Raw genomic sequence first — 24,659 nt, 5'->3', positions numbered from 1 at the left:
CCATGACCACCGCCATCAGCCGCAAGGACCGCCGCGTCAGCCCGGTCTTCCTCGGCATCGTTGCCGTCATGGCCGTCTCCGGGTGGGCCGTCTGGACGGATTTCGCGGCGATGCCCGGGATCGCGGTCTTCCTCTTCGTGACCGCCGCCTGGGTCGTCTCGCTGTGCCTGCACGAGTACGCGCACGCCCGCACCGCCCTGCACAGCGGTGACATCAGCATCGGTGCCAAGGGCTATCTGACGCTCAACCCGCTGAAGTACACGCACGCCCTGCTCAGCATCGTGCTGCCGATCATCTTCGTGATCATGGGCGGTATCGGCCTTCCCGGCGGGGCCGTCTTCATCGAGCGGGGCCGGATCCAGGGGCGCTGGAAGCACAGTCTGATCTCGGCGGCCGGGCCGCTGACGAACGTGGTGTTCGCGATCGTGTGCACCGCGCCGTTCTGGCTGGACGCGCTGGACGGCGTACCGGCCGCCTTCCGCTACGCGCTCGGCTTCCTGGCCCTGCTCCAGGTCTCGGCGGCGATCCTGAACTTCCTGCCGGTCCCCGGGCTCGACGGGTACGGGGTGATCGAGCCCTGGCTCTCCCACCGGTTCCGGCGGCAGATCGAGCCGTACGCGCCCTTCGGGCTGCTGTTCGTGTTCGCACTGCTGTGGGTGCCGAGCGTGAACCGGGTGTTCTTCGACGTGATCTACGCGATCACCGGCAGCCTCGGGGTGGACGAGGTGGAGAGCTACTGCGGGCGCGACCTGTTCCAGTTCTGGCAGGAGACCAACCCGCTCTGCCAGGTCCGCTAGGACTCCCCGGGCCGGCCGGGCCCGACCGGCCCCGCCCTACGCCTTGGCGGCGGAGGCTTCGCGTCCGCTCTGCCCGGCCTTCTCCGCCTTCGCCCGGCGCAGATAGAACCACGCCATGTTCGACGAGACACCGGCCAGCAGGATCCACACGATGCCCAGCAGGTTGCCCGCGACGAACGAGACCACCGCGGCGGCGACCGACAGTGCGCAGACGACCAGGGCGTACACAGCGAGGCGGGGCATGGGGGACATCTCCTGTCCAGGTGGAGGGGGAACTGCCCGTCCAGTGTCCCCCATGCCCGGATCGCCTTATACGTCGGTCACCCGCAGACCCGCGTGGGCCTTGTAGCGGCGGTTCACCGAGATCAGGTTGGCGACCAGCGACTCGACCTGGTGGGCGTTGCGCAGCCGGCCGGCGAAGACGCCGCGCATGCCGGGGATGCGGGCGGCCAGCGCCTGTACGAGGTCGGTGTCCGCGCGCACCTCGCCGAGCACCATCACGTCGGTGTCGATCTCCTCGACCTCGGGGTCCTGGAGGAGGACGGCCGAGAGGTGGTGGAAGGCGGCCGTGACGCGCGAGTCCGGGAGGAGGGCGGCGGCCTGCTCGGCGGCACTGCCCTCCTCGGGCTTCAGGGCGTACGCGCCCTTCTTGTCGAAGCCGAGCGGGTTCACGCAGTCGACGACGAGCTTGCCGGCGAGTTCCTCGCGCAGCGATTCGAGGGTCTTGGCGTGGCCGTCCCACGGCACCGCCACGATCACGATGTCGCTGCGCCGCGCGCACTCGGCGTTGTCCGCGCCCTCGACGCCCAGGCCCAGCTCGGCGGCGGCCGACCGCGCGCGTTCGGCGGCCCGGGAGCCGATGATCACCTTCTGGCCGGCCCTGGCCAGCCGGTAGGCGAGGCCGCGCCCCTGGTCGCCGGTACCGCCGAGGACGCCGACGACGAGGCCGGACACGTCGGGCAGCTCCCAGGGGTCCCTGACCGGCTTGGGGGCGGGGGCGGCGTCGCCCGTGGTGCTGTCTGTGGTGGAAGTCATGGGCCGACCCTACTTCCCGGTAGTGCGCTCGTTGGGGTGAGCCCGCGACGTCCCGGGGACACGGCGGGTGCGCGCACGGCAGGCTTCCGTCCATGGATGCCGTGAGGGTCGCACTGCTGCGGGAGGTCCTGGCCGGTACGGAGTGGCTGGGCGCCACCCGTCGATTCGCCGGGGTGCTGCGGGCGTCGGTGGTGCCGCAGGGCAGCGGGCTGCTCCTGGTGGGCACGGAGCGGTACGAGCCGTGGCACCTGGCGGCGCACCTGATGGACGAGGCGGCCTGGTCGGGGCTGCCCGCGCTGGCGCCCACCCTGGTGCGGCACGAGGTGCGGCACGACGACCCGGCGCACCTGTCGACGGGCCTGGGACGGCTGACGGCGGCCGGCCGCGGCGACACGCTGCTGGTGGTGGCGCCGGGGGACGGGGCGGCCGACGTGGACGCGGACGCGGAGCTGCTGGAGCGGGTGAACGACGTGCGCAGGGCGGGGGTCACGGTGCTGGCGCTGTCCGGCGGGGACGAGCGGGCGGGGGAACTGGGGGCGCTGGCACACGAGTTGCTGGCGGTGCCGGAGGGCGGGGCGGTGGATCTGGACACGGTCCAGCATCTGGTGAGTGCGGCGGCGGGTGAGAACGTGCTGCCGGGGCCGCGTGGGGGGCGCCGGTTCCGGGACCGGCTGGCCCGGTTGACGGATCGGCTTACGGCGCCGCCGCCGGAGCGGTGGTAGGGCGGGGGCGGGCGGGGGGCAGTACGGGGCCGGGGCCGGGGCGGGGCGGGGCGGGTGGTTCGGCTCCGCCGGGGGCCGCCCCCTTGCCCGCCCGTTCCGCCCCCGGGGGGCGGCCCCGCCGCCCAAGGGGGCGGGGGCAGGGTGGGAAGGGGCGGCCCCGCCGACCGAGGGGGCGGGGGTGAGGTGGGAGAGGGCGGCTCTGGTGTCCGAGGGGGGCGATAAGAAGTTGCATGGTTCAGCGAAATGCTCGCAGCATGGTGCTTCGTGCCTCCCAAATCCGCCAGGTTCTCGCTGGCATCCGTACTCCCCGACCTCTCCCCCTGGCGTTCCTCCGCCGATTTCAGGCTGCTCTGGATCCAGGGGCTGGTCGCGTTCTTCGGCAGCTCCATGGCGCTCATCGCGCTGCCGCTGCAGATCGCCCACCTCACCGACTCGCCGCTCGCGGTCGGTGCGATCGGCGCCGTCGAGCTGGTGCCGCTGATCGTCTTCGGTCTGTACGGCGGGGCGCTGGCCGACGCCTCCGACCGGAAGCGGATCATCCTGCTCACCGAGGCGGGGCTCGGTGTGCTCGCCGTCGTGCTGCTGGTGAACTCGCTGCTTCCCGAGCCCCTGCTGTGGCCGCTGTACGTCGTCGCCGCCGGTGTCGCCGCCCTCGCCGGGCTCCAGCGTCCGGCGCTCGACTCGCTGATGGCGCGGATCGTGCCGCACGACCAGCTGACCGCGGCCGCCGCGCTCAACGCGCTGCGCTGGCAGGTCGGCGCCATCGCCGGACCCGCGCTCGCCGGTGTCGTGGTCGCGACCGCGGGCACGCCGACCGCGTACACCGTCACCGTCGTCGGGTTCGCCGCCTCGGTGCTGATGTGCCTGCGGCTCTCCCCCGCCCCGCCCGTGCGGGACGCCGAGAAGCCCTCGCTGCGCGGCATAGCGGAGGGCGCGCGCTACGCCTGGAGCAAGCCGGTGCTGCTGGGCACGTACGCGGTCGACCTGGCCGCCATGTTCTTCGCGTTCCCGAACGCCGTCTTCCCCTTCCTCGCCACCGAGCTGCGCGCCGAGTGGGCGCTGGGGCTGATGTACGCGGCGATGCCGCTGGGGGCCTGCCTGGTCGGGCTGACCAGCGGCTGGGCGTCGAAGGTACGGCGGCACGGCCGGCTCGTGGTGATCGGCGCGACCGGCTGGGGTCTCGCCATGACGGCCGCCGGGCTCACCTCCAACATCTGGCTGGTGCTGGTGTGCATCGTGCTGGCGGGCGGCGGCGACATGCTCAGCGGACTCGGCCGTTCCACCATCTGGAACCAGACCATCCCCGAGGAGCTGCGCGGACGGCTCGCGGGCATCGAGATCCTCTCGTACAGCTGCGGACCGCAGCTCGGCCAGGTCAGGTCCGGCGCCATCGCGGGCTGGACCGGGGTGCGGGGCGCGGTGTGGAGCGGCGGCGCCGCGTGCGTCGTCGCGGTGGGCCTGCTGGCCGCCGTACTGCCGAAGCTGCTCTCGTACGACTCGGAGACCGACGAGGACGCCCAGCGGCGCCGCGCCCAGCGCGAGGAGGAGGCCCGCCGGGAGACCGGGGACCCGGAAGAGGCGGGCACGCCGCACGGGGCGGGCGCGGAGGCGGCAGGGGCCGCGTAGGGCGCACGAACGGGCGGGGCGGGCCCGGAGGACGTTCCTCCGGGCCCGCCCCGCCGGTGGTTCCGCGCAGGATCCCCCGCTCGGCCCCTGCCCGGCTCCCGCCCGGGTCCGGCCCGGCTCCCGCCCGGGTCCCGCGCGGCTCCCGCCCGGGTCCGGCCCGGCGCCGCTCAGGCGCCCGCGCCCGCCTGCGGCCCGTTCTTGTCGTGCCACTTGGGGTCGTTCTCCCATTCGAGGTTGCGCTCGCGGGCGGTCTCCATGGCGTGCTGCGCCTCCTCCCGGCTGGCGTACGGGCCGAAGCGGTCCTTGGAGGGGCACTGCGGGCCCTCCTCGACCGTCTTGTGCTCCAGGCAGTAGAACCACTCGCCGGGCTTGCCGGTGGTGCGTCGTTTGAACAGGGCCATCTCTCGTCACTCCTCGCTCGGTCGTACGGCGTCGCTCCGTCGTCTCTGCCGCCATAGTGCCCCCGCCCCGCTGACTACACTCGTCGGCATGTCTGGCCAGTCGCTGCTCGTACCAGGGGAGCTCTCTCCCACCCGTTCCGTCCCCGGCAACATCCGGCGTCCCGAGTACGTCGGGAAACCCTCGCCGACGCCGTACACAGGACCCGAGGTCCAGGACTCCGACACCGTCGAGCGGATGCGCGTCGCGGGCCGTATCGCCGCGCAGGCGATGGAGGAGGCCGCCAAGCACATCGCGCCCGGTGTGACCACCGACGAGCTCGACCGGGTCGCGCACGAGTTCATGGTGGACCACGGCGCCTACCCCTCGACGCTCGGTTACAAGGGCTACCCCAAGTCGCTGTGCAGCTCGGTCAACGAGGTCATCTGCCACGGCATCCCCGACTCGACCGTGCTGCGCGACGGCGACATCGTGAACCTCGACGTCACCGCGTACCTCAACGGCGTGCACGGCGACAACAACGCCACCTACTTCTGCGGCGACGTCGACGAGGAGTCCCGGCTGCTCGTCGAGCGCACCCGGGAGTCCCTCAACCGCGCCATCAAGGCGGTCAAGCCGGGCCGCCAGATCAACGTCATCGGCCGGGTCATCGAGTCGTACGCCAAGCGCTTCGGCTACGGCGTGGTCCGTGACTTCACCGGCCACGGCATCAACACGTCCTTCCACTCCGGGCTGATCGTGCCGCACTACGACAGCCCGCACGCCACGACCGTCATGCGGCCCGGCATGACGTTCACCATCGAGCCGATGCTGACGCTGGGCACGCACGAGTACGACATGTGGGAGGACGGCTGGACGGTCGTCACCAAGGACCGCAGGCGCACGGCCCAGTTCGAGCACACGCTGGTGGTGACGGAGACCGGGGCGGACATCCTGACGCTGCCGTAGGGCGCCCGTGGCGGGCCGGATTTTTTTTACCGACAGGTCGTCGGGAACAGGTTGACTTAGGTAACCCTAAGCACCGAAGATCGGTGGTGGCAGGTGTCAGCGCTGTCACCACCGCTCTCTTTCCCGGCCCCTTTCGTCCCCGGAGGTCCGCTTTGGACACCAACTTCTCCACCCTGATCCGTGTCGCTTCGCACGAGCAGCACACGGAGGCGGAGACCTCGACGTTCATGAGCGACCTCCTCGGCGGCCGGCTCGGCGTGGACGCGTACACGCGCTACACCGAGCAGCTGTGGTTCGTCTACCGGGCGCTGGAGGAGGCCGCGGACTCGCTGCGCGAGGACCCGGTCGCGGGCCCGTTCATACAGCCCGAGCTGATGCGCACCCCCGAGCTGGAGCGCGACCTGGCGCACCTGCGGGGCGAGAACTGGCAGGACGGCCTGGAGCCGCTGCCCGCCACCCGGGCGTACGCGGCACGCGTCGCCGAGTGCGCGGCGACCTGGCCCGGCGGGTACGTGGCCCACCACTACACCCGTTACCTGGGCGACCTCTCCGGCGGCCAGATCATCCGCGACAAGGCGGAGAAGACCTGGGGCTTCGCGCGCAAGGGCGACGGCGTCCGCTTCTACGTCTTCGAGCAGGTCTCCAACCCGGCCGCCTTCAAGCGGGACTACCGGGAGCTGCTGGACAACATCGCGGCGGACGAGCTGGAGAAGAAGCGCATCGTCGAGGAGTGCAAGCGGGCGTTCGACTTCAACGGGGCGGTGTTCCGGGAGCTGGGCGGGGAGTTCCCGCTCAGTGCGTAGTACGGGGCGGGTACGGGGCCTTTGACGGTACGTGGGCCGGGCGGGGCGGGGCGGAGCTGCCCCGCTGTGCGGCGACCTTGTACTGACGGAGGGTTCTACGGGGCCGGGCCGTGGCTTTGCGCACGGCCGGTTCTACGGGGTCCACACCGGGGCGGTGTGGGCCCCTCGCGCTGTGCGGGCGGGCTCGTGGGCGGTGAAGTGGACCCGGCCGCCGAGTTCGATGAGGCCGTCCGGTCCCGGGGCGGTGAGGAGCTGGGAGCCGCGGCCCTGGGTGATGTTGAGGGCGCGGCCCAGCTCGGCGGTGAGCAGGAGCGCGGCGGCGCCGGTCGCCTCGTCCTCGGCGATGCCGTCGTCGCGGCGCGGGAAACCGCGGGCGCGGACGCGGCCCGCCGCCTCGTCCTCCCAGGCCCACGCGTAGAGCCAGCCCTCGCCGGGCGGCGGCGCGGGCAGCGCGTCGACCTCGGCCGGGCTCGCGAAGCGCTGGAGGGTGCGCGGGGGTGCCCAGTCGGCGCGGGCCGTGATCCAGGTGAACTCGCCGTCCTGGCGGGCGAAGACGTCGCCCACGGGCAGCTCCATCACCTCGATGTCGAGGAGCCAGGCGGCACCGACGAGGGGGTACCCGGCGAACGGGAGACGGGTGGTGGGGGTGTAGATGTCGAGGACGCCGCGCTCGGGGTCGTCGACGAACACCGTCTCGCTGTAACCGAGTTCCCGGGCGAGGGCCTGACGGCCGGCCGGGTCGGGGTGCGTACGGGGGGCGTCCCGGACGACGGCGAGGGTGTTGCCGTGGGTGCCGTTGGGGGCGCAGAAGACTTGGAGGATGTCGAGGTCGTTCACGGGCGGCATTGAAGCACGGGGTGGGTGAGAGCGCTTCCTGCTGCCCGGAACTCGCGCCTGCGGCGGGCGGTTGCCCCGGCCCGCTGCGCCGGATCTGCGGCTGCCGCCGCGTGGCGCAGGCCTGGCCGGGCTTGCGCCTGCGGCGGGCGATGCCCCTCCCCGCCCCTTCCCTAAACCGCTGGCCGCGGGGCTGTGTTTGGACTGCGTGTGCGTAGTTGGTTGCTCGCGCAGTTCCCCGCGCCCCTGAAGGGGCGCGGGGAACTGCGCGAGCGGGCACGTACAAGCCGCGGATGGGCACCCGGCTCGGGAGGGCCCGCCACCTGGGGTCCGGGGCGGAGCACCGGTTTCGGGAAGGGGCGGGGTGGGGGAAGGCCCCGCGCAGCGGACCCCGCCCGCCCCCGCCACCCTCCCGCCCTTACGCCCCGTTCGCCGTGCGGCGCCGCTTCGCCGCGAAGACAACCGCGCCGCCCGCCAGCGCCAGCGCCCCCGCCGCGCCCATCAGCGCACCCGACGGCGTCGACGAGCCCGTCGCGGCGAGGTTGCCGCCGACCGGGCCACCCACCGACGTACCGTCACCGGCACCGCCGACCGTCCCGCCGCCCACCGACGTACCGCCCGTCGTCGAGCCCGCGTCCGTCCCACCGGCCGTGGAGCCGCCCGCCGAGCCGCCCGCCGATCCACCACCCACCGCGCCGCCCTCCGGCAGCTGCGCGTTCTTGTCCACCGAGACCGCCACCGTCAGGGCGTCCAGCGCCTGGCCCGGCTCGTACATGCCGCCGAAGGCCTTCACGCCGCCCGCCGTCAGCTTGGCGGGCACGCCCGACAGCTTCACCACGCCGTCCACGACGGCCAGTTCGCCCGAGGGCGTCAGCGACGCGATGTCCAGCGCCCTGTACGTCTCGACCTTCTTCGTCGTGCGGTCCTTCGTGGAGACGTCGGCGGTCAGGGTGCCCTTGCCGTTCTTCACCTCGACCTTGAGGGCGGAGAGGTTGAGGTCGAGGGTGAACGCCCCGTTCTCCTCGTGCCCCAGGAAGCGGACCTTGCCGTCGAAGGACGCCGAGAGGTTCTGCTTCTCCGCGTCGAAGGAGCCCTTGCCCTTCGGGAAGCGGAAGCCGTCGCCCGACTTCACCGCGCCGCCGGACAGTTCGATCCTGCCGTGCGCGATCGGGCCCGTGACGTACTTGCGGAAGCGTTCCAGGACACCCCAGTCGAGGTTGCCGTCGACGATCGCGCCCCGGTCGGCGCCGACCGGCGGGGTGACCGGGGCGGTCGGTGCCGGAGTGGTCGGGGCGGGGGTCGTGGGAGCGGGCGTGGTCGGTTCGACCGGGGGCTTGGTGGCCGGCGGCTTCGTCGGGTCGACGGGCGGCTTCGTCGGGTCCACCGGCGGCTTCGTCGTCGGCGGCTTCGTCGGCTCGCCGCCGCCCGCCGCCTTCACCGACAGGGTCGCCGCGTCGAGCTTGTCGCCCTCCTTGTACTGGCCGTTGAAGGCCGTCGAGCCCTCCTTGGTCAGCGTGGCCGGGATGTCCTTGAAGACCATCGCGCCGCCCGCGCCCTGGCCGGGCTTCACGGCGGACAGGTCGAGCGCAGCGAGCCGCACGTCGTTCTGCGTGACGAACTCCGTGCCGCCCTGCGGCTTCGACCTGATGTCGGCGGTGATCGCACCGGTCCTGCCGGCCGTGGAGATCTTCAGGTCCGACATGGTGATGTCGAGGACCCCGTCGTGCGCGGTGAAGTGCACGCTGCCCTTGAACGCGGTCTGCGTGCCGTGCGTCGTCGTGTCGTACGTGCCGACGCCGTCGACGAAGGTGAACACACCGTTGCCGGCCGCCTGCCGGGCACCCTCCGCGACCGTGATCCTGCCGCCGGAGAACGGCGATGCGAGGTACTTGCGGAAGGACTCCTTGAAGCCCCAGTCCAGCGTGCCGTCCTTCAGCTCCAGTTGAGGAGCGCCGGGGGCGGCGGGGGCGGCCGAGGCCGGCAGGGTCAGGACGGTGGCGCCCACGGCGGCGGCCGTGGCTACGGCCGCGGCGAGGGCTATGGGGCGGCGGGTGGCTGCCATGGTCAGGGGTCTCCTAGGACGTGCGGGGGTGGGGAAAGGGGTGGAGAGGGGGAAGGGAGAGGAAAAGGAGAGAAGAAGGAAGGGTGGGTGCGGCGGGGCCCCCGGGGAGGGTGGGGCCCCGCGCGGGAGAGTGGCGTCAGCCGGCGCCTTCGGTGCTCTCCGCACCCCGCGCGCCCCGCCTGCGGAGCAGCAGGAACGCGGCTCCTCCGACCACCAGGACGCCCGCGCCCACGGCGACGTACAGCCCGGTGTCCGAAGAAGAGGTGGCGGCCGCGGTGTTCGCGGTCCGCGGTGTCGCGGCGGCCTTCTTCGGCTGGTCCGCGCCGGCCGCCGGGGTCCCGGTGTCGCTGCCGAGGTCCGGCAGCGCGGGGAGTTTCGCCCTGTCGTCGACGGTGACGGCGAGGGACACCGGGTCCATCTCGGTGCCCGCCCGGTACATCGAGCCGAAGGCCCGTGCGCCCTGCTCGGTCAGTGTGGCGGGTGCCTCGGTGAGTACGGCCAGGCCGTCCTTGGCGGTGAGGGACTTCGCCTCGAAGGTGACCAGCGGTACACCGGCCGAGCTGGTGGGCCTGTCCGTCCGGGCGTCCTTGCCCGCCACGTCGGCGACGAGGGTGCCCTTGCCGTCGGCGACCTTCACACCGACCTTGGAGAGGGTCAGGTCGAGGTGGGCGCCCGAGAAGCGGACGCTGCCCGCGAAGGACGCGTCGAGGGTCTGCCCTCCGCTGTCGTACGTCCCCCTGCCCTGCGGGAAGCGGAACAGTGCGCCACCGTCCTGCGCGCCCGCGGTCAGTTCCCACCGGCCCTTGGAGATGGGCCCGGTGACGTACTCGCGGAAGGTGCGGCGCACGCCCCAGTCGACGGCGGCGTCGGTGAAGGTGCCGGGGGCCCGGCGGCCGTCCTCGGCCTTCGCCTTCTCCCCGGCCTTCTTCTCCCCGGCCTTGTCCTTCGGGTCCTCGGGCTTCCTTCCGGGGTCGGTGGACGGGCCGCTTCCGGGGGTCTTCGCGCCCGCCGCCACGTCCGCCGACAGGCTGACCGGGTCGAGGGGCGTGCCCGCGGTGTAGTAGCCGGCGAAGGCGGTGGCGCCCTGCGCGGTGAGCGTGGCGGGGATGTCGCGGAGGGCGACGGGGCTGCTGCCGCCCTTCATGTTGATGCCGCCGACGGCGAGCGAGGCGAGCGGGATCTGGGCGCCGCCGGTCACCTTGCCGGTGGCCCTGCTCCGGCTGCTGACGTCCGCGAACAGGGTGCCGCTGCCGCCGGAGATCCGGACGGTGGGGCGGCCGATGGTGAGGTCGAGTTCGTGGCTGCCGTCCGCCTTCCGGTGGCCGGTGAAGCGGACCTTGCCCTGGAAGCCGGCGGTCAGGGCCCCGCTGTCCGGGTCGTAGGAACCGCTCGCCGAGTGGAAGCGGAACTGGCTTCCGCCGACGGTCGCGGCACCGCCGAGGAGGGAGAAGTTCCCCTTGGCTATCGGCCCGGTGACGTAGCTCTGGAAGGAGGACTTGATCCCCCAGTCGAGCCTGCCGCCCTGGACGGTGCGCGCTGCCGCACTGGCTGCGGCGGCCGGGAGCAGTGCTCCCAGCACGGCCGCGACGAGCGCGAGGGCGAACGCGCGGGCCGGTCTGGACGACAACATGGGGGACCCTCCGAGGTCTGGCGAGTGAGGTAAGGCTAACCTAAGCTAATCCCGACCTGGTCCGGAACCCCCGTGAACCGTTCACCGGTGTCCGGCCCCCGCCGGCCGGGAGCCGACTCCCCTGCCCCATCGATCACTTCGGCCCCCTCGGACCGGAAGCAACAGAACAGGACGGTGCACCCCGTGCGAACGCCCGCCGCGTCCCGGCGCCCCTCACGCCCGGCAGCCGCGCTGCTCTCCGCGCTCGCCCTGGCCGTCGTCGCCACCGGCTGCGGCGGCGGTACGACGACGGCTCCGCCCACCGTGGAGACGAAGGCGCGGACCGCCCCCGACCGGGTCGAGCCGCTGTCCGCCGCGCCGAAGGCGCAGCTCCCGGTCACCGTGGCGTCCGCCGACGGGAAGCGGGTGAAGGTCGCCTCCACCGACCGGATCGTGCCGCTGACGGGGAGCCTGAACGAGATCGTCTTCACCCTCGGGCTCGGCCGGCAGGTGGTCGCCCGCGACATCACCGCCACCTTCGAACAGGCCGCGGCCCTCCCGGTGGTGACACGTGCGCACGACGTGTCGGCGGAGAGCGTGCTGTCGCTGCGGCCCACCGTGGTCCTCGCGGACACCACGACGGGCCCCGCCGAGGCCGTCCAGCAGATCCGCGACGCGGGCGTCCCGCTGGTCGTGGTGAAGCCCGCGAAGGAACTCGCCGACGTGGACCGGCGCATCGACGCCGTGGCCGCCGCGCTCGGCGTGCGGCCGGCCGGGGAGGAGCTGAAGAAGCGCACCCGGGAGCGGATCGCCGCCGTGCAGAAGGACATTCCGCGGCCGAAGGACGGCAGGAAGCCCCGGGTGACGTTCCTCTACCTGCGCGGTTCGGCGTCGGTCTACCTGCTCGGCGGGCGCGACTCCGGGGCGAGTTCGCTGCTGGAGGCGGCCGGCGCGGTCGACGCGGGCAAGGACTCCGGGCTGGACAAGGACTTCACCGCGATCACCAGCGAGGCGCTGGTGAAGGCGGCGCCCGACGCGATCCTGGTGATGCGCAAGGGACTCGAATCGGTGAACGGCGTGGACGGCCTGCTCAAGGTCCCCGGCGTCGCCGAGACCCCGGCCGGGCTCGACCGCCGGATCGTCTCCGTCGACGACGGCGTCCTGCTGAACTACGGCCCCCGTACCGACCAGGTCCTCACGTCCCTGGTCGACCAGCTCTACGGCGGGAACGAATGACCGGCGACCCCACGACCACCGTCCCCCAAGCCCCGACGGCAGACCGGCCCGGCCCGCCGGACCGCTCCCCGGCGGAGCACGGTTGCGCCCCGGACGCGTCCCCGGCTCCGGCGCGCGGCGCCACCGCGGCCGGCGATCCCGTGCCGTCGAAGCCGCGCGGTAGGGCCTTCACCCTCACCGTCGGGCTGTCCGTCGCGCTGCTCGCCCTCGCCCTGGTGTCCGCGGGGCTCGGCACCTACCACATCTCCCCCGGTGACGTCCTGGGCTCCGTACAGCACCGGCTGGGGCTCGGCGGTGCTCCGCTGGACCGGGTCGGCGAGAGCGTGCTGTGGAACATCCGGCTGCCCCGGGTGGTTCTCGCGCTGCTCGTCGGTGCCTCGCTGGGCTGTGCGGGCGCCCTGATGCAGGGCGTGTTCGGCAATCCGCTGGCCGAGCCCGGGGTCATCGGCATCTCGGCCGGTGCGGCGGTCGGCGCGGTCGCCTCGATCGCGCTCGGGCTGAGCTTCCTCGGCAACTGGACGGTGACGTTCTGCGCGTTCGTGGCCGGTCTGCTCACCGTGCTGGTGGTGTACGTGCTCTCCCGGTCGGGCGGGCGCAGCGAGGTCGTGACGCTGATCCTCACCGGCATCGCGGTGAACGCCTTCGCGGGCGCGCTGATCGGCCTGTTCATCTTCTTCGCGGACAACGCGCAGATCACCCAGATCACCTTCTGGCAGCTCGGCTCGCTCGCCCAGGCCACCTGGCCCAAGGTGCTCGCGGTGCTGCCGTGCGCCCTGCTCGGCCTGCTCGTCGCCCCCTTCCACGCCCGCAAGTTGGACCTGCTCGCGCTCGGCGAGCGCCCGGCCAGGCACCTGGGCGTGGACGTGGAGAAGCTGCGCATGGTGCTCGTACTGGTGGTGGCGCTGCTGACGGCGGCGGCGGTCGCGGTGGCGGGCATCATCACCTTCGTCGGGCTGCTCGTCCCGCATCTGCTGCGGATGGCGAACGGCCCCGGGCACCGCTTCCTGGTGCCCGGCAGCGCGCTGGGCGGCGCACTCGTGCTGCTCGCCGGCGACCTCGCCGCCCGGACGGTGGCGAACCCGGCGGAGCTGCCGCTGGGTGTGCTGACCGCGCTGTTCGGCAGTCCTTTCTTCTTCTGGCTGCTGCGCCGGACCCGTCGCAAGCAGGGTGGTTGGGCATGAAATTCGCGTCTCTCTTCTCCTCGGCGGGCCGCCGCCGCGAGCTGCCGTCCCCGCTCGAACGCGGCCGGGCCGCCGTCGAGGCGGCCGCTCTGCACGTCCGGCTCGGGCAGCGCGAGGTGCTGCGCGGCATCGACCTGAGCGCGCACGCGGGCGAGGTGCTGGCACTGGTCGGGCCCAACGGGGCCGGGAAGTCGACCCTGCTGGCCGCCTTCGCCGCCGACCTGCCCGCCACCGCGGGAGAGGTACGCATCGCCGGCCGGGCGGTCGGCGGCTGGAGCGCGCCGGAGCTGGCGCTGCGCCGGTCCGTGCTGCCGCAGTCGGCGGCGCTGTCCTTCCCGTTCCCGGTCGAGGACGTCGTACGGATGGGGCGCGCGCCCTGGGCGGGCACGGAACGCGAGGACGAGGACGACGCGGCGGTCGCGGAGGCGATGGCGGCGACGGAGGTCACCGGGTTCGGGCCGCGCCCCTTCTCCGCGCTGTCCGGCGGCGAGCGGGCCCGGGTCGCCCTGGCCAGGGTGCTGGCGCAGCGCGCCCCGGTGCTCCTGCTGGACGAGCCGACCGCGGCGCTCGACCTGCGCCACCAGGAACTGGTGCTGCGGATCTGCCGCGAGCGGGCGGCGGCCGGGGACGCGGTGGTGGTCGTGCTGCACGATCTGGGGCTCGCCGCGGCGTACGCGGACCGGGCGGCCGTGCTGCACGACGGACGGATCGCGGCGTGCGGGCCGCCCGCCGAGGTGTTCGCGGGCGAGCTGCTGAGCCGGGTGTACCGGCAGCCGGTCGAGGTGCTGCCGCACCCGCGCACCGGGGCCCCGCTGGTGCTTCCGCGGCGGGATCCGCACCCGGCGGGGAAGGAGCCGCGGGCCGCGGCCGGGTCCTGCGCCGAGGCGTGATTTGACCCGGCCTTTGCCGGACTCCGAGGCACCCATGGGGCTCCTGTGACCGGCTCGTACTCCTGGGCCCAAGGTGAGATCTGAATCACTGCACGGGGGGCTATGTCCGGAGTAAGGGGCGCTTAACTTAGGTAAGCCTCAGTAGACCTGTGGGCCTCGTAGACCTTTCACCCCGCGTGGAGTTCCCTTATGCGTCCCCTCCGTCTTCCCGTCCTCACCGTCGTCGCCGCCGCGACCGTGCTCACGGCCATGACCGGCTGCGCCCAGAAGAGCAAGGCCATGAAGAACGACGGCAGCGACAGCGGTGCGATCCAGGTCGTGGCCAAGGACGACTCCTGCGCGGTGTCGAAGAAGGCCTTCCCCGCGGGCAAGGTCGAGCTGGCCGTGGAGAACAAGGGCACCAAGGTCACCGAGGTGTACGTGCTCTTCCCCGACGGCCGCATCCTCACCGAGCGCGAGAACATCGGTCCGGGCACCAAGGCCGACCTCACCGCCGAGGTCAAGGCCGGGGCGTACGAGATCACCTGCAAGCCCGGCATGAAGGGCGACGGCATCCGGCAGAAGGTGGTCGCCACCGGCGGCGCCCAGCAGGCCGCCCGCAACCCGGAGAAGGACGCCGCGGTCGCCGCGTACCGCACCTACGTGCGCGAGCAGGCTGAGGAGACGCTGCCCAAGGCGCAGGTCTTCGCGGACGCGGTGAAGGCGGGCGACCTGGAGGCCGCGAAGAAGGCGTACGCGCCCTCGCGGATCGGCTGGGAGCGCACCGAGCCGGTCGCCGAGTCGTTCGGCGACATCGACCCGATGGTCGACCTGCGCGAGGACGGCGTGGAGGAGACCGGCAAGCCGTGGACCGGCTGGCACCGCCTGGAGAAGGCGCTGTGGCAGGACAAGAAGATCGGGGACGCGGAGAAGAAGCTCGCGGACACCCTGATCAAGGACCTGGGCGTGTGGGTGAAGAAGGTCGGCACGGCCGAGATCACCCCGTCCTCGATGGCCAACGGCGCCAAGGAGCTCCTCGACGAGGTGGCCACCGGCAAGGTCACCGGCGAGGAGGAGCGCTACAGCCACACCGACCTCGTGGACTTCAAGGCGAACGTCGAGGGCGCGGAGAAGGCGTACACCCTGCTGAAGCCGGTCGCCTCGAAGAGCGACCCGAAGCTCACCGCCGAGCTGGACAAGCAGTTCGCGGCGCTGGACAAGCTGCTCGACAAGCACCGCCCGAACACCTCCTCGTACGACTTCGTCAGTTACGACAAGGTCGGCAAGGCCGACCGCAAGACGCTCTCCGACGGGGTGAACGCGCTGGCCGAGCCGCTGTCGAAGCTCGCCGCCGCGGTCACCAAGTAGGCGCACAGGTCACGTGGAAGGAGGCGGACCCGTGTCAGCAGCACAAGCCGGTCCCCCGTCGGAAACCGGCGAGGACCTGAGCAGGAACACCGGGGCCGTGGCCGGTACCGGTACGGATGCCGGTAGCGGTACGGGCACCCCCGCCGGTGCGGAAGCCGGCCCGCGCCCCGGTGCCGGTGGCGGCGGCTCCCCCGGCCCGTCCCGCCGTTCGGTGGTCGGCTGGGGCGGTGCAGGGCTCGCGCTCGGGGCCGCGGCGGCGGGCGGCGCGGCCCTCGCCCTGAACCGTGACCGGGAGCCGGAACCGGCCGCGCCCGCCGCCTCCGACGGGGCCGCCGTCCCCTTCCACGGGCCGCACCAGGCGGGCATCGCCACCGCGGTCCCCGACCGGCTGCACTTCGCCGCGTTCGACGTGACGACCAAGGACCGGGCGGAACTCGTCCAGTTGCTGAAGGACTGGACGGCGGCCGCCGCCCGGATGACGGCCGGGCACGCGGTCGGCGAGGGCGCGTTCGGCGGGCTGCCGGAGGCCCCGCCGGACGACACGGGCGAGGCGCTCGGGCTCAAGCCGTCCCGGCTCACCCTGACGATCGGTTTCGGCCCCTCCCTGTTCGACGGCCGCTTCCAGCTGGCCGGGCGGCGTCCGGCGGCGCTGGTCGACCTGCCGAAGTTCCCCGGCGACAACCTCGACAGGGCGCGCAGCGGCGGCGACCTGTGCGTCCAGGCGTGCGCGGACGACCCGCAGGTGGCGGTGCACGCCGTCCGCAACCTGGCCAGGATCGGCTTCGGCAAGGTCGCGGTGCGCTGGTCGCAGCTCGGCTTCGGCAAGACCTCCTCGACCACTCCCGACGCGCAGACGCCCCGCAACCTCTTCGGTTTCAAGGACGGCACCCGCAACATCGCGGGCGCCGACTCCGCCGCCCTCGACAAGCATGTGTGGGCGTCCGCGAAGGACGGGGCGGCGTGGATGGCCGGCGGCTCCTACCTGGTGGCCCGCCGCATCCGGATGAACATCGAGACCTGGGACCGCACCCCGCTGTCTGAGCAGGAGGACATCTTCGGCCGCGACAAGGGCGAGGGCGCGGCGGTCGGCAGGTCCAAGGAGCACGACGAGCCCCGGCTGCAGGCCCTGCTGCCCACCTCGCACGTACGGCTCGCACACCCCGACAGCAACGCCGGGGCGCGGATGCTGCGGCGCGGCTACTCGTTCACCGACGGCACGGACGGGCTCGGCCGGCTGGACGCCGGGCTGTTCTTCCTGGCGTACCAGCGCGACGCGCGGGACGCGTTCATCCCGGTGCAGCGCAGCCTGGCGCGCTCCGACGCGCTCAACGAGTACATCCAGCACGTGGGTTCGGCGCACTTCGCCGTACCGCCCGGCGTCCGGGACAAGGGCGACTGGTGGGGCCGGGCGCTGTTCTCGTGACCCGGCCCGCTCCGCTCCCAAGCTCTCCAGACCCTCGTAACCCTCGAATGCTCGTGAAAGGGCGGGGACCGACGTGTTCGCCAACTATCTGACCGGTCTGCGTGAAGGCCTCGAAGCCAGCCTGGTCGTCTGCATCCTGATCGCCTATCTGGTGAAGACCGGCCGCCGGGACGCGCTGGCGCCGGTGTGGATCGGCATCGGCGTCGCCGTGCTGCTCGCGCTCGGCTTCGGTGCCGGACTGACCTTCGGTTCGCAGGAGCTGACCTTCGAGACGCAGGAGGCGCTGGGCGGTTCGCTGTCGATCCTGGCGGTGGGCCTGGTGACCTGGATGGTGTTCTGGATGCGGCGCACCGCCCGGCACCTGAAATCCGAGCTGCACGGGAAGCTGGACGCGGCGCTGCGGATGGGGACGGGCGCGCTGGTGGCGACCGCGTTCCTGGCGGTGGGGCGCGAGGGGCTGGAGACGGCGCTGTTCGTGTGGGCCTCGGTGCGGGCGTCGGGCGACGGCACGCACGCGCCGCTGATCGGAGTGGTCCTCGGCCTGCTGACGGCGATCGTGCTGGGCTGGCTGTTCTACCGGGGTGCGGTCCGGATCAACCTGGCGAAGTTCTTCACCTGGACCGGCGGCATGCTGCTGGTCGTCGCGGCCGGTGTGCTGGCGTACGGCGTCCACGACCTCCAGGAGGCGCGCTTCCTGGGCGGTCTGTCCGACAAGGCCTTCGACATCAGCGAGCAGATCCCGCCGGACAGCTGGTACGGGACGCTCCTGAAGGGCGTCTTCAACTTCCAGCCCGACCCGACCGTCCTCCAGGTCACGGTGTGGGCGCTGTATCTGGTCCCGATGCTGGTGCTCTTCCTCGCCCCGGTAGGGTTCCGGTCGTCGGCGACGGTGACACAGAGGGCGACCCATGGGCAGGCTGAGCACAGTGCGGACCGGGCGGCGTCCGGCGACGCGTCACAAGCGGCGCATGGCGGCCCTCGCGACGGCGGGGGCGCTGGCGCTGACGGCGAGCGGGTGCGTGACGGTGCACGGGGAGACGGCGGTCGTCCCGTCGGCGACCAGGGCTGAGGCGGCCCGCGCGCTGCAGGACTTCACCGCCGCCTACAACAAGGCGGACAAGGCGTACGACCCGGCCCTCAGCGCGGGCCGGGTCACCGGCGCGCTCGGCGCCATCAACCAGGGCGGGCTCAAGGCCCGGCAGAAGCAGAGCCCCGGCGGCAATCCGCGCCACCGTGAACTGGCCCTCACCGACACGAAGTTCCTGATCCCGAAGAAGGCCGGCTGGCCGCGCTGGTTCGTCGCCGACGCCGACAGCAACCGGGACACCGAGGGCGGCAGCGCCGACAGCCGCTGGCTGATCGTCTTCGTCCGGGGCGGCGCGAACCAGCTCTGGGAGGCCGCGCACCTGCTGACGCTCTCGCCGGGCGAGGTGCCGAAGTTCGCGGTGGACGCCGACGGCTGGGCGAAGCCCGCGCCCGCCGACGGGGCCGGCCTGGCCGCCGCTCCGCGGGAGCTGAGCCGGGCCTACGCCGCGTACCTCCAGAACAGGGGGAAGGCGGGCTCCGTGCGCTTCGCACCCGGCGCGGACACCACGCTGTGGCTGGCCTCGCGGCAACGGGCCTCGCAGCGCATCGGCCGCTCCATGCAGTACCTCGACCAGCAGCTGGACACCGGTGCGTTCGCCCCGGTCGCGCTGAGCACCGCGGACGGCGGTGCGTTCGTCTTCTTCGCCACCCGCCACTTCGAGAAGCAGACCGCGGCGCGCGGGGTGCCGCTGCTGGACCTCAACGCGGACGTCACCGCCCTGATGACCGGCACCGCGAAGTCGACGCTGACCAAGGAGCGGGTGTCGAGCCAGGTGGCGCTGGTCCCCAGGAAGGGCGCGGCGCGGCCGGCGGTGGAGCTGGAGTCCCGGGTGCAGGGGCTGGTCGCGGCGTCGGGGTCCTGACACACCGGCCCCGAGTCCCGGTGCCCGCGCCGGGGCCCCTCGTCCGTGGCCCGGTCGCCGCCGTGGAGCGCGCGGGGGTCAGCGGCCCACCGGCCAGGCGACCGCGTGCGGGTCGTGGCCGGCGTCGCTCTGCGCGCCCTCGGCGTACCGGGCGCAGGCGTCGGTGAGCGTTTCGAGGAGGGTCAGCGGGTCGGGCAGCGGGTGTTCGAGGCCGCGCACCCAGTGCACGTCCAGGTCACCGGGGAGCCGGGCCGGCGGTACGAGGACGTAGCTGCCGCGGCAGTGCCAGCGCAGGCCGGGGTGCTCGTCCATGGTCTCGGGGTGGCAGTCCAGCTCGCACGGCCACCACTCGTCCTCGTCCTCGGGGGTGCCCCGGGTCGCGGTGAAGAACAGCATCCGGGCGTCCTCGCCGCTGCCGCCCTCGCCGAAGACGGCCACCGGGCCGACCTCGATCCCGGCGGACAGCAGGCGCTCCAACGCGGCGCGACCGGCCTCCAGCGGAACGTCGAGGACGTCGTGGACCATGCCGGTCGCGGTGATGAAGTTGGCCTGCGGCTGGGTGTGCGCCCAGCGGTCGATCTGGGCGCGGTCGGTGGTCGACTGGGTCTGCCAGGCGAAGGACAGCGGATGGCGGGCGGGCGTGGGACAGCCGACGCGCTCGCAGGAACACCGGTAGCCGGAGGGATGCGCGGCAGGGGCGAGGGGCAGTCCGGCCGCGGCGGCGGCGCGCAGCAGCTCCAGGCGGTCGACCCCGGAGTCCGGTGCGGGTTTGCCCCCGCCGCGGCGGCGCAGCCACTGCGCGATCCGGCCCTTGGCCCCGAACGGTCCGGACATGTCGGCTGCTCCGGACGATTTGCTCCCCGCGCCCATCTGGCTCCTCACCCTCAACGTCGGCCCCCGGCGGACCCCTCCATGCTCCCACCATCCTGCGCCCCGGGTGGCCGGTGTCCGTATCCGGGGTTGGTGAGATAGCTCGCTCGGGACGGGGCGCGAGGGAGGAATGCGCCGCACCGGAGGCGGGTGCGGGGCGGGGCGGGGGCCTGTTCAGCGGGGGGCGAGGCCGTGGAGGGCGTAGTCGACGAGGCGGTCGGCGTAGGCGTGGGTGAGGGGGCCGGTGCGCATCAGCCAGCGCCCCGAGAGCGGGCCGGTGAACAGTTCCACGGCGATGTCCAGGTCCAGGTCGGCGCGGAGTTCGCCGCGTTCGCGGGAGGCCGCGAGGCGGTCGGCGTACAGCTGGAGGGAGGGGCGCAGCAGCTTCTCGACGTACTGGGCGCACAGCTCGGCGTCGACGATGCCCTCGGCGGCGAGCGCGCGGGTGGGCAGGTCGTACTTGGGATCGACGAGTTCGTCGACGGTCGCGCGCACGACGAGCCGGAGGTCGGCGGCGAGGTCGCCGGTGTCGGGGATGGCTGCCCCGACCTCGCCGACCGCCTCGGCGGCCTGTTCGCCGAGGTCGACGAAGGCCTCCAGGAGGACCGCCGCCTTGGAGGGCCACCAGCGGTAGATGGTCTGCTTGCCGACGCCGGCGCGGGCGGCGATGCCCTCGATGGTGGTCTTCGGGTAGCCGGCCTCGACGACGAGGGCGAGCGCGGCGTCGTAGATCGCTCGCCGGGAGCGCTCGCTGCGCCGCGTGGAGTCGGGGGTCCTGGTGTCTGCCATCCCGGCAATCTACCAGCCCGCGAGACGTTCCGTCTCGCTCACTGGGGGTGGTCGGCGGGCCTCCCCCGCGCGGGCCGCCCGGCCCTCCCGCGCGCACCCGCCTCACGTACCGTGAACCACCCTTTCGGTGCACAGCGGAAGTCCCCGCGAGCCCCGACCATGGGCACCAGGCAGGCCGACCACTCCTGCCCCCTCCTTCGAAGGAGCCCTCATTGAGCCGACCCATTCGTGACGCCGCGCCCCGTCGCTACCTGATGTGCCCCCCGGAGCACTTCAGGGTCACGTACTCCATCAACCCCTGGATGGACCCCAGCAAGCCGGTCGAGCTGCCGCTCGCCCTCGCGCAGTGGGAAGACCTGCGCGACCGCTATCTCTCCCTCGGCCACACCGTCGAACTCCTCGAACCGCTGCCCGGCCTCCCCGACATGGTCTTCGCCGCCAACGGCGCCACCGTCGTCGACCACCGGGTCCTGGGCGCCCGGTTCGCCTACGCGGAACGGACCCTGGAGGCCGAGGCGCACCGCGAGTGGTTCGCGGCGCACGGCTTCGGGGACGTCCACGAGCCGGAGCACGTCAACGAGGGCGAGGGCGACTTCGCCGTCACCTCCTCCTGGGTGCTGGCCGGGCGCGGTTTCCGCTCGACGTCGGCCGCGCACGACGAGGCGCAGGAGTTCTTCGGCCGCCCGGTGATCGGCCTGGACCTCGTGGACCCCCGCTACTACCACCTCGACACGGCGCTCGCGGTCCTCGACGACCGCACCGACGAGGTCATGTACTACCCGGGTGCCTTCTCCCCGGGCAGCCGGGCCGTCCTCGCCCGCCTCTTCCCCGACGCGCTGATCGCCGAGGAGCCGGACGCGGCGGCGCTGGGACTCAACGCGGTCAGCGACGGGCGCCACGTCCTGCTGCCGCAGGCGGCGACCGGCCTCTACGAGCCGCTGCGCGCACGCGGATTCGAGCCGATCGGCATGGACCTGGGCGAACTGCTCAAGGGCGGCGGCAGTGTGAAGTGCTGCACGCAGGAGCTGCGCGGCTGACAGCGGCCGGGGGGCGGGGAGCCGGCCGTCCGGTGCCCGGCGGCACGGCGCCCCGCCCCTCTAACGGGGCGGCCACTCGTCGCCCCAGTCGGTGTCCCTGGCCGTGCGGTACAGGTCGCCGTGCCGCTTCTTGGAGATGTTCTCCCGGGCCTGGGTGCCGTCCGCCCGGCACAGCTCCAGCATCACCAGTCCCTTGCGGATCTGCGGCCGGCGCACGACGCGGGCGCCGGCCGCGGTGGCGTCGAGAGCCTCCTCCCGCACCGCGGCCACGTACGCGAACTTCTCGTCCTCGTAGGGCAGCGAGCCGCCCTTGACCTGGCGGTGCAGCGAGGAGCGGCTGACCCGGGCGGAGAAGTGGCACCAGTCGTCGCCGTCCGCCTCCAGCGGGCAGGCGGCGCTGTGCGGGCAGGGGGCGGCGACGCGCAGCCCGGCGGCGATCAGCCGGTCGCGGGCGGCCAGGACGCGCCGGTAGCCGTCCGGGGTGCCGGGCTCGACCACGACGACGGCGCCGGTGGCGGCGCGGGCGGCCTCCTCGACGAGGGTGTCCCGGTCGGCCTCGGTGAGTTCCTTGAGCACGTACGAGATGGTGACGAGATCGGTGCTCTCGATGCTGAGCGCCGTTCCGATGCGCGAGCGCTGCCACACGACGTCGCGCAGGGCGGGCACCCCGGACGCCTCGGCCAGCTCCCGGCCCAGCGCCAGCGCGGGCTCCGCCCAGTCCAGCACGGTGCTGCGCTGCGTCCCCCACGCCTCGCAGACCGCCCAGCTCGCGGCCCCGGTGCCGCCCCCGACGTCGGTGTGCGTGGCGGGCACCCAGCCGGGCGCCGCCAGCCGCAGCGCCCCGAGCGCGGACCGTACGGCCTCGAAGGTCGCCGGCATCCGGTAGGCCGCGTAGGCCGCCACGTCCGAGCGGTCGCGCAGCACCGGGGCGTCGGTCGGGGTGGTCCCCCGGTAGTTGGCGATCAGCCGTTCGACGGCCTGCGCCGCCTGCTTGGGCGGCAGTCCGTCGAGCAGCCCGGCGAGGGCACCGCGCAGCACGTCCGGGGTGGCGCCGGGAGCGGTCGGGGCGCCCGCGGCCGAGGTGGGGAGGGTGGAGTTCACCGCAGAAGTGTAGGGCCGGCCGGGCGCGCCGGGCCGGACCGCACCGGGGCCCCAAAAGGGGCATCGGTGAACTGCTGCGCTTCCAGAGGCAGTTGCATACTCTGACAGCCGTTGACCGTTTCCGGCGGCAATGTGTCGGGGCAGACCGTGCGACGGCGGATCAGGGGGCAGACCGTGGGACAGCGGATCGTGCGCATGGCGCTGGTGGCCGCAGGAGCCGTGCTCGCCCTGCTCCTGCTGCTCGCCACCTGCGGCGGCGGCCAGGACGGCGGGGGCGCGAAGGACGCGGGCAAGGACGGCGGGCAGCCGGCGAAGGCGGCCACCGAGGCGCCGCCCGCCACGCCCCGGCTGGCCGCGCCCGCCGCGTACGACAACACGAAGGGGTGGCGGATCGTCGGCGGCTCCGCGGAGTACGCGCTCGCCCAGGAGCCCGCCCTCGTCGCGCACGTGGAGCGCTCCGGCGCCGACCGCTTCGTGCTCCGCGCCTACGACGCGCGCACCGGGCGGACCGTGTGGTCGGGCGAGCCGTGGCGCTCCCTGTCGGACCCGGCGTACTTCCCCAAGCTGCTCACCGTCACCAAGGGCGACCGCCGCTTCTTCGTCACCTGGTCGTACGGGAAGGTCAGCGGCGCGGACGCGCTGTCCACCGGGGACTCGGTGGTCGCCCTCGACATGTACGACGCCCGCGACGGCAGCCAGCAGCACACCGAGCTGCCCTGGCCGGGCGTCCCGGTGGTCTCCGGTACGGGCCCCGGCATCCTGCTCACCGACGGCGCGGCCACCGCGACCGTGGTGGACCCGGAGACCGGGCGGCCGACCGCGTACACCCCCAAGGACCTCGGAGCCCCCAAGGGGTGCAAGAACTGCGGGGTGCGCACCGAGGTGCGGGGCCTGACCGCCAAGGGGCTGCTGGTCGGCGGGCGCACCGAGTTCTGGGTGAAGGGCGGCTGGTACAGCAGGTCGGTGGCGCCCAAGGGCACCGACCCGGTGTCCGGGCTGCCCACCTCGGTGACCGCGACCGGACAGATCCTCGCGAAGTGGCAGAAGAAGAAGCCCGACGGCTGGGACCGGTGGGCGGTGCACGACGCGGCCACCGGCAAGGTGCTGGCCTCGGTGGACTGCCGCAAACCGGCGATAGAGCCGGGCACCTACCCGCAGGCGGTGACCGCGCCCGGCGGCCAGTACCTGGTCGCCGGGAACCTCGCCTTCGACCTCCGCACCCCCGCGCCCAAGGAGGCGACCACCGGCCACTGCCTCCAGGAGAAGGAGGGCAGCAGGCCGGTCACCCTCACCTCGGTCACCGACGACGGCATCGCCTACGGCACCACCAGCCCGACCTCGGCGGCCGGCACCCCCGTCGAGGTCCCGCTGGCCACCGGCGCGCCCGTCGCCCTCAAGGACACCGCCGTGCCGCCGGAGACGGAGCTTGCGGGCACGGGGCTGTTCCGGTGGACCGACCGGCGCGAGCGCCCGTACCTGATCGGCTATCCGCGCCGCTGAACCGCCCGTGCCGCGCCTCTGGCGCACCGGGCCGAACTCGGCCACGCTGAGCGGATGTTGCTGCCCCGCGCACACGAACAGACGGAGCTGGTCGAGGTCGTCCGGATCACCCCGGACGCGAACGACCCGATGCCCAGGACCATGGCGGGCGAGGACGTGGCGCTCTGGGACGCCGACCAGGCGCGGGAGGTGTTCGCCCTGGTCGAGGCGCTGCCGGGCAGTCAGCCCGGCCGGACGTTCCTGCCGGGCTGGGGAGTGCGGGTGCACGGCGCGCGCGGGATGCTCTTCGAGATCGCCTTCTCCTACGACTGCCACGCGGCCCGGGTGTGGGGGCCGTCCGTCCCGCACAAGCAGGAGGGCATCTACAGCTTCGACCCGGACAGCGCCCCGGCGCTCGAACTGCTGCGCCGCTTCCGGGAGAGCGGGTAGCGGGGCGGGCAAGGGAGAGCGGGTGGCGGGCGGGTACGGCGACGGCCGCCCACCGGCACCGGGCGGCGGCCG

24 protein-coding genes are annotated in these 24,659 nt (G+C 73.3%); 15 read left to right on the top strand and 9 right to left on the bottom strand.

The genetic code is table 11. From position 1 onward, the window contains the following. Positions 1–2: 2 nt before the first annotated feature. Entirely contained in the window at positions 3–797 is a 795-nt protein-coding gene (locus tag ACFYVL_RS19840) for a site-2 protease family protein (protein WP_389246430.1), read from the top strand. A gap of 36 nt (positions 798–833) precedes the next feature. On the opposite strand, the gene ACFYVL_RS19835 is transcribed toward ACFYVL_RS19840, so the two are convergent. Further along, entirely contained in the window at positions 834–1,094 is a 261-nt protein-coding gene (locus ACFYVL_RS19835; RefSeq protein WP_389246428.1) for a hypothetical protein, read from the bottom strand. A gap of 12 nt (positions 1,095–1,106) precedes the next feature. Beyond that, positions 1,107–1,832: an NADPH-dependent F420 reductase gene (gene npdG, locus ACFYVL_RS19830; RefSeq protein ID WP_389246426.1), complete on the bottom strand. Its 726-nt coding sequence runs from the start codon at positions 1,830–1,832 to the stop codon at positions 1,107–1,109. A gap of 92 nt (positions 1,833–1,924) precedes the next feature. Here npdG and ACFYVL_RS19825 point away from each other — a divergent pair, with 92 nt between their 5' ends. Together ACFYVL_RS19825 and ACFYVL_RS19820 are read left to right on the top strand one after the other, a co-directional pair. Further along, entirely contained in the window at positions 1,925–2,554 is a 630-nt protein-coding gene (locus ACFYVL_RS19825; protein ID WP_389246424.1) for a hypothetical protein, read from the top strand. Positions 2,555–2,818: 264 nt separating this feature from the next. Beyond that, positions 2,819–4,180, top strand: coding sequence for an MFS transporter (locus tag ACFYVL_RS19820; RefSeq protein ID WP_389246422.1), 1,362 nt, complete (start codon positions 2,819–2,821; stop codon positions 4,178–4,180). Between the two features lie 167 nt (positions 4,181–4,347). Here ACFYVL_RS19820 and ACFYVL_RS19815 read toward each other — a convergent pair whose 3' ends face one another. Next, positions 4,348–4,581, bottom strand: a complete 234-nt coding sequence (locus ACFYVL_RS19815) for a hypothetical protein (protein WP_389246420.1) — start codon at positions 4,579–4,581, stop codon at positions 4,348–4,350. An 88-nt stretch (positions 4,582–4,669) separates the two neighbouring features. Between ACFYVL_RS19815 and map the strand changes: the two genes are divergently transcribed. Together map and ACFYVL_RS19805 are read left to right on the top strand one after the other, a co-directional pair. Beyond that, on the top strand, positions 4,670–5,527 hold the full coding sequence (gene map, locus ACFYVL_RS19810; protein ID WP_389246418.1) for a type I methionyl aminopeptidase: 858 nt from the start codon (positions 4,670–4,672) through the stop codon (positions 5,525–5,527). A 152-nt stretch (positions 5,528–5,679) separates the two neighbouring features. Next, positions 5,680–6,330: a heme oxygenase (biliverdin-producing) gene (locus ACFYVL_RS19805; protein ID WP_389246416.1), complete on the top strand. Its 651-nt coding sequence runs from the start codon at positions 5,680–5,682 to the stop codon at positions 6,328–6,330. 132 nt (positions 6,331–6,462) lie between these two features. Here the strand turns inward: ACFYVL_RS19805 and ACFYVL_RS19800 are convergent, their stop codons facing one another. From ACFYVL_RS19800 to ACFYVL_RS19790, 3 genes are all read right to left on the bottom strand, one after another. After that, positions 6,463–7,176 (bottom strand): PhzF family phenazine biosynthesis protein, encoded by a 714-nt coding sequence (locus ACFYVL_RS19800; protein ID WP_389246414.1) that lies wholly within the window; start codon positions 7,174–7,176, stop codon positions 6,463–6,465. Positions 7,177–7,582: 406 nt separating this feature from the next. Beyond that, the gene (locus tag ACFYVL_RS19795; protein ID WP_389246412.1) at positions 7,583–9,226 is read right to left on the bottom strand and encodes an HtaA domain-containing protein; all 1,644 of its coding nucleotides are present in this window, start codon (positions 9,224–9,226) and stop codon (positions 7,583–7,585) included. A 136-nt stretch (positions 9,227–9,362) separates the two neighbouring features. Then, complete coding sequence (locus ACFYVL_RS19790; RefSeq protein ID WP_389246410.1) at positions 9,363–10,856, bottom strand: HtaA domain-containing protein; 1,494 nt, start codon at positions 10,854–10,856, stop codon at positions 9,363–9,365. A 183-nt stretch (positions 10,857–11,039) separates the two neighbouring features. Between ACFYVL_RS19790 and ACFYVL_RS19785 the strand changes: the two genes are divergently transcribed. The 7 genes from ACFYVL_RS19785 (at position 11,040) to ACFYVL_RS19755 (ending at position 18,861) form a co-directional block, all read left to right on the top strand. Beyond that, a complete protein-coding gene (locus tag ACFYVL_RS19785; RefSeq protein WP_389246407.1) occupies positions 11,040–12,071 on the top strand; it encodes a hemin ABC transporter substrate-binding protein in 1,032 nt (343 codons plus the stop codon). Continuing rightward, positions 12,068–13,252: a FecCD family ABC transporter permease gene (locus ACFYVL_RS19780; RefSeq protein WP_389246404.1), complete on the top strand. Its 1,185-nt coding sequence runs from the start codon at positions 12,068–12,070 to the stop codon at positions 13,250–13,252. Before ACFYVL_RS19785 ends, ACFYVL_RS19780 begins: the two co-directional genes overlap by 4 nt. Beyond that, positions 13,249–14,142 (top strand): heme ABC transporter ATP-binding protein, encoded by an 894-nt coding sequence (locus ACFYVL_RS19775; protein WP_389246402.1) that lies wholly within the window; start codon positions 13,249–13,251, stop codon positions 14,140–14,142. Before ACFYVL_RS19780 ends, ACFYVL_RS19775 begins: the two co-directional genes overlap by 4 nt. Before the next feature lie 189 nt (positions 14,143–14,331). After that, complete coding sequence (efeO, locus tag ACFYVL_RS19770; protein ID WP_389246400.1) at positions 14,332–15,489, top strand: iron uptake system protein EfeO; 1,158 nt, start codon at positions 14,332–14,334, stop codon at positions 15,487–15,489. A gap of 97 nt (positions 15,490–15,586) precedes the next feature. After that, positions 15,587–16,912: an iron uptake transporter deferrochelatase/peroxidase subunit gene (gene efeB / locus ACFYVL_RS19765; protein WP_389246582.1), complete on the top strand. Its 1,326-nt coding sequence runs from the start codon at positions 15,587–15,589 to the stop codon at positions 16,910–16,912. A gap of 73 nt (positions 16,913–16,985) precedes the next feature. Beyond that, complete coding sequence (gene efeU / locus ACFYVL_RS19760) at positions 16,986–17,981, top strand: iron uptake transporter permease EfeU (RefSeq protein WP_389246398.1); 996 nt, start codon at positions 16,986–16,988, stop codon at positions 17,979–17,981. After that, on the top strand, positions 17,881–18,861 hold the full coding sequence (locus tag ACFYVL_RS19755) for a hypothetical protein (protein WP_389246396.1): 981 nt from the start codon (positions 17,881–17,883) through the stop codon (positions 18,859–18,861). The genes efeU and ACFYVL_RS19755 overlap by 101 nt, the downstream gene beginning before the upstream one ends. Before the next feature lie 78 nt (positions 18,862–18,939). Here the strand turns inward: ACFYVL_RS19755 and ACFYVL_RS19750 are convergent, their stop codons facing one another. Together ACFYVL_RS19750 and ACFYVL_RS19745 are read right to left on the bottom strand one after the other, a co-directional pair. Continuing rightward, positions 18,940–19,695 (bottom strand): bifunctional DNA primase/polymerase, encoded by a 756-nt coding sequence (locus tag ACFYVL_RS19750; RefSeq protein ID WP_389246393.1) that lies wholly within the window; start codon positions 19,693–19,695, stop codon positions 18,940–18,942. A gap of 210 nt (positions 19,696–19,905) precedes the next feature. Continuing rightward, positions 19,906–20,520: a TetR/AcrR family transcriptional regulator gene (locus ACFYVL_RS19745; RefSeq protein ID WP_389246391.1), complete on the bottom strand. Its 615-nt coding sequence runs from the start codon at positions 20,518–20,520 to the stop codon at positions 19,906–19,908. Positions 20,521–20,732: 212 nt separating this feature from the next. Here ACFYVL_RS19745 and ddaH point away from each other — a divergent pair, with 212 nt between their 5' ends. Then, complete coding sequence (gene ddaH / locus ACFYVL_RS19740) at positions 20,733–21,557, top strand: dimethylargininase (RefSeq protein WP_389246389.1); 825 nt, start codon at positions 20,733–20,735, stop codon at positions 21,555–21,557. Positions 21,558–21,617: 60 nt separating this feature from the next. Here the strand turns inward: ddaH and ACFYVL_RS19735 are convergent, their stop codons facing one another. Then, positions 21,618–22,658 (bottom strand): small ribosomal subunit Rsm22 family protein, encoded by a 1,041-nt coding sequence (locus tag ACFYVL_RS19735; RefSeq protein WP_389246387.1) that lies wholly within the window; start codon positions 22,656–22,658, stop codon positions 21,618–21,620. Between the two features lie 111 nt (positions 22,659–22,769). On the opposite strand from ACFYVL_RS19735, the gene ACFYVL_RS19730 reads away from it, so the two are divergent. Then, positions 22,770–24,158, top strand: a complete 1,389-nt coding sequence (locus ACFYVL_RS19730) for a hypothetical protein (RefSeq protein WP_389246386.1) — start codon at positions 22,770–22,772, stop codon at positions 24,156–24,158. A 54-nt stretch (positions 24,159–24,212) separates the two neighbouring features. Continuing rightward, on the top strand, positions 24,213–24,587 hold the full coding sequence (locus ACFYVL_RS19725) for a hypothetical protein (protein WP_389246384.1): 375 nt from the start codon (positions 24,213–24,215) through the stop codon (positions 24,585–24,587). Positions 24,588–24,659 lie beyond the last annotated feature (72 nt).

Source organism: Streptomyces sp. NPDC004111, assembly GCF_042874215.1.
Classification (GTDB): domain Bacteria; phylum Actinomycetota; class Actinomycetes; order Streptomycetales; family Streptomycetaceae; genus Streptomyces.
The sequence above is the reverse complement of the archived record's forward strand: the minus strand, read 5'-3'. Positions and strand labels throughout refer to the sequence as shown.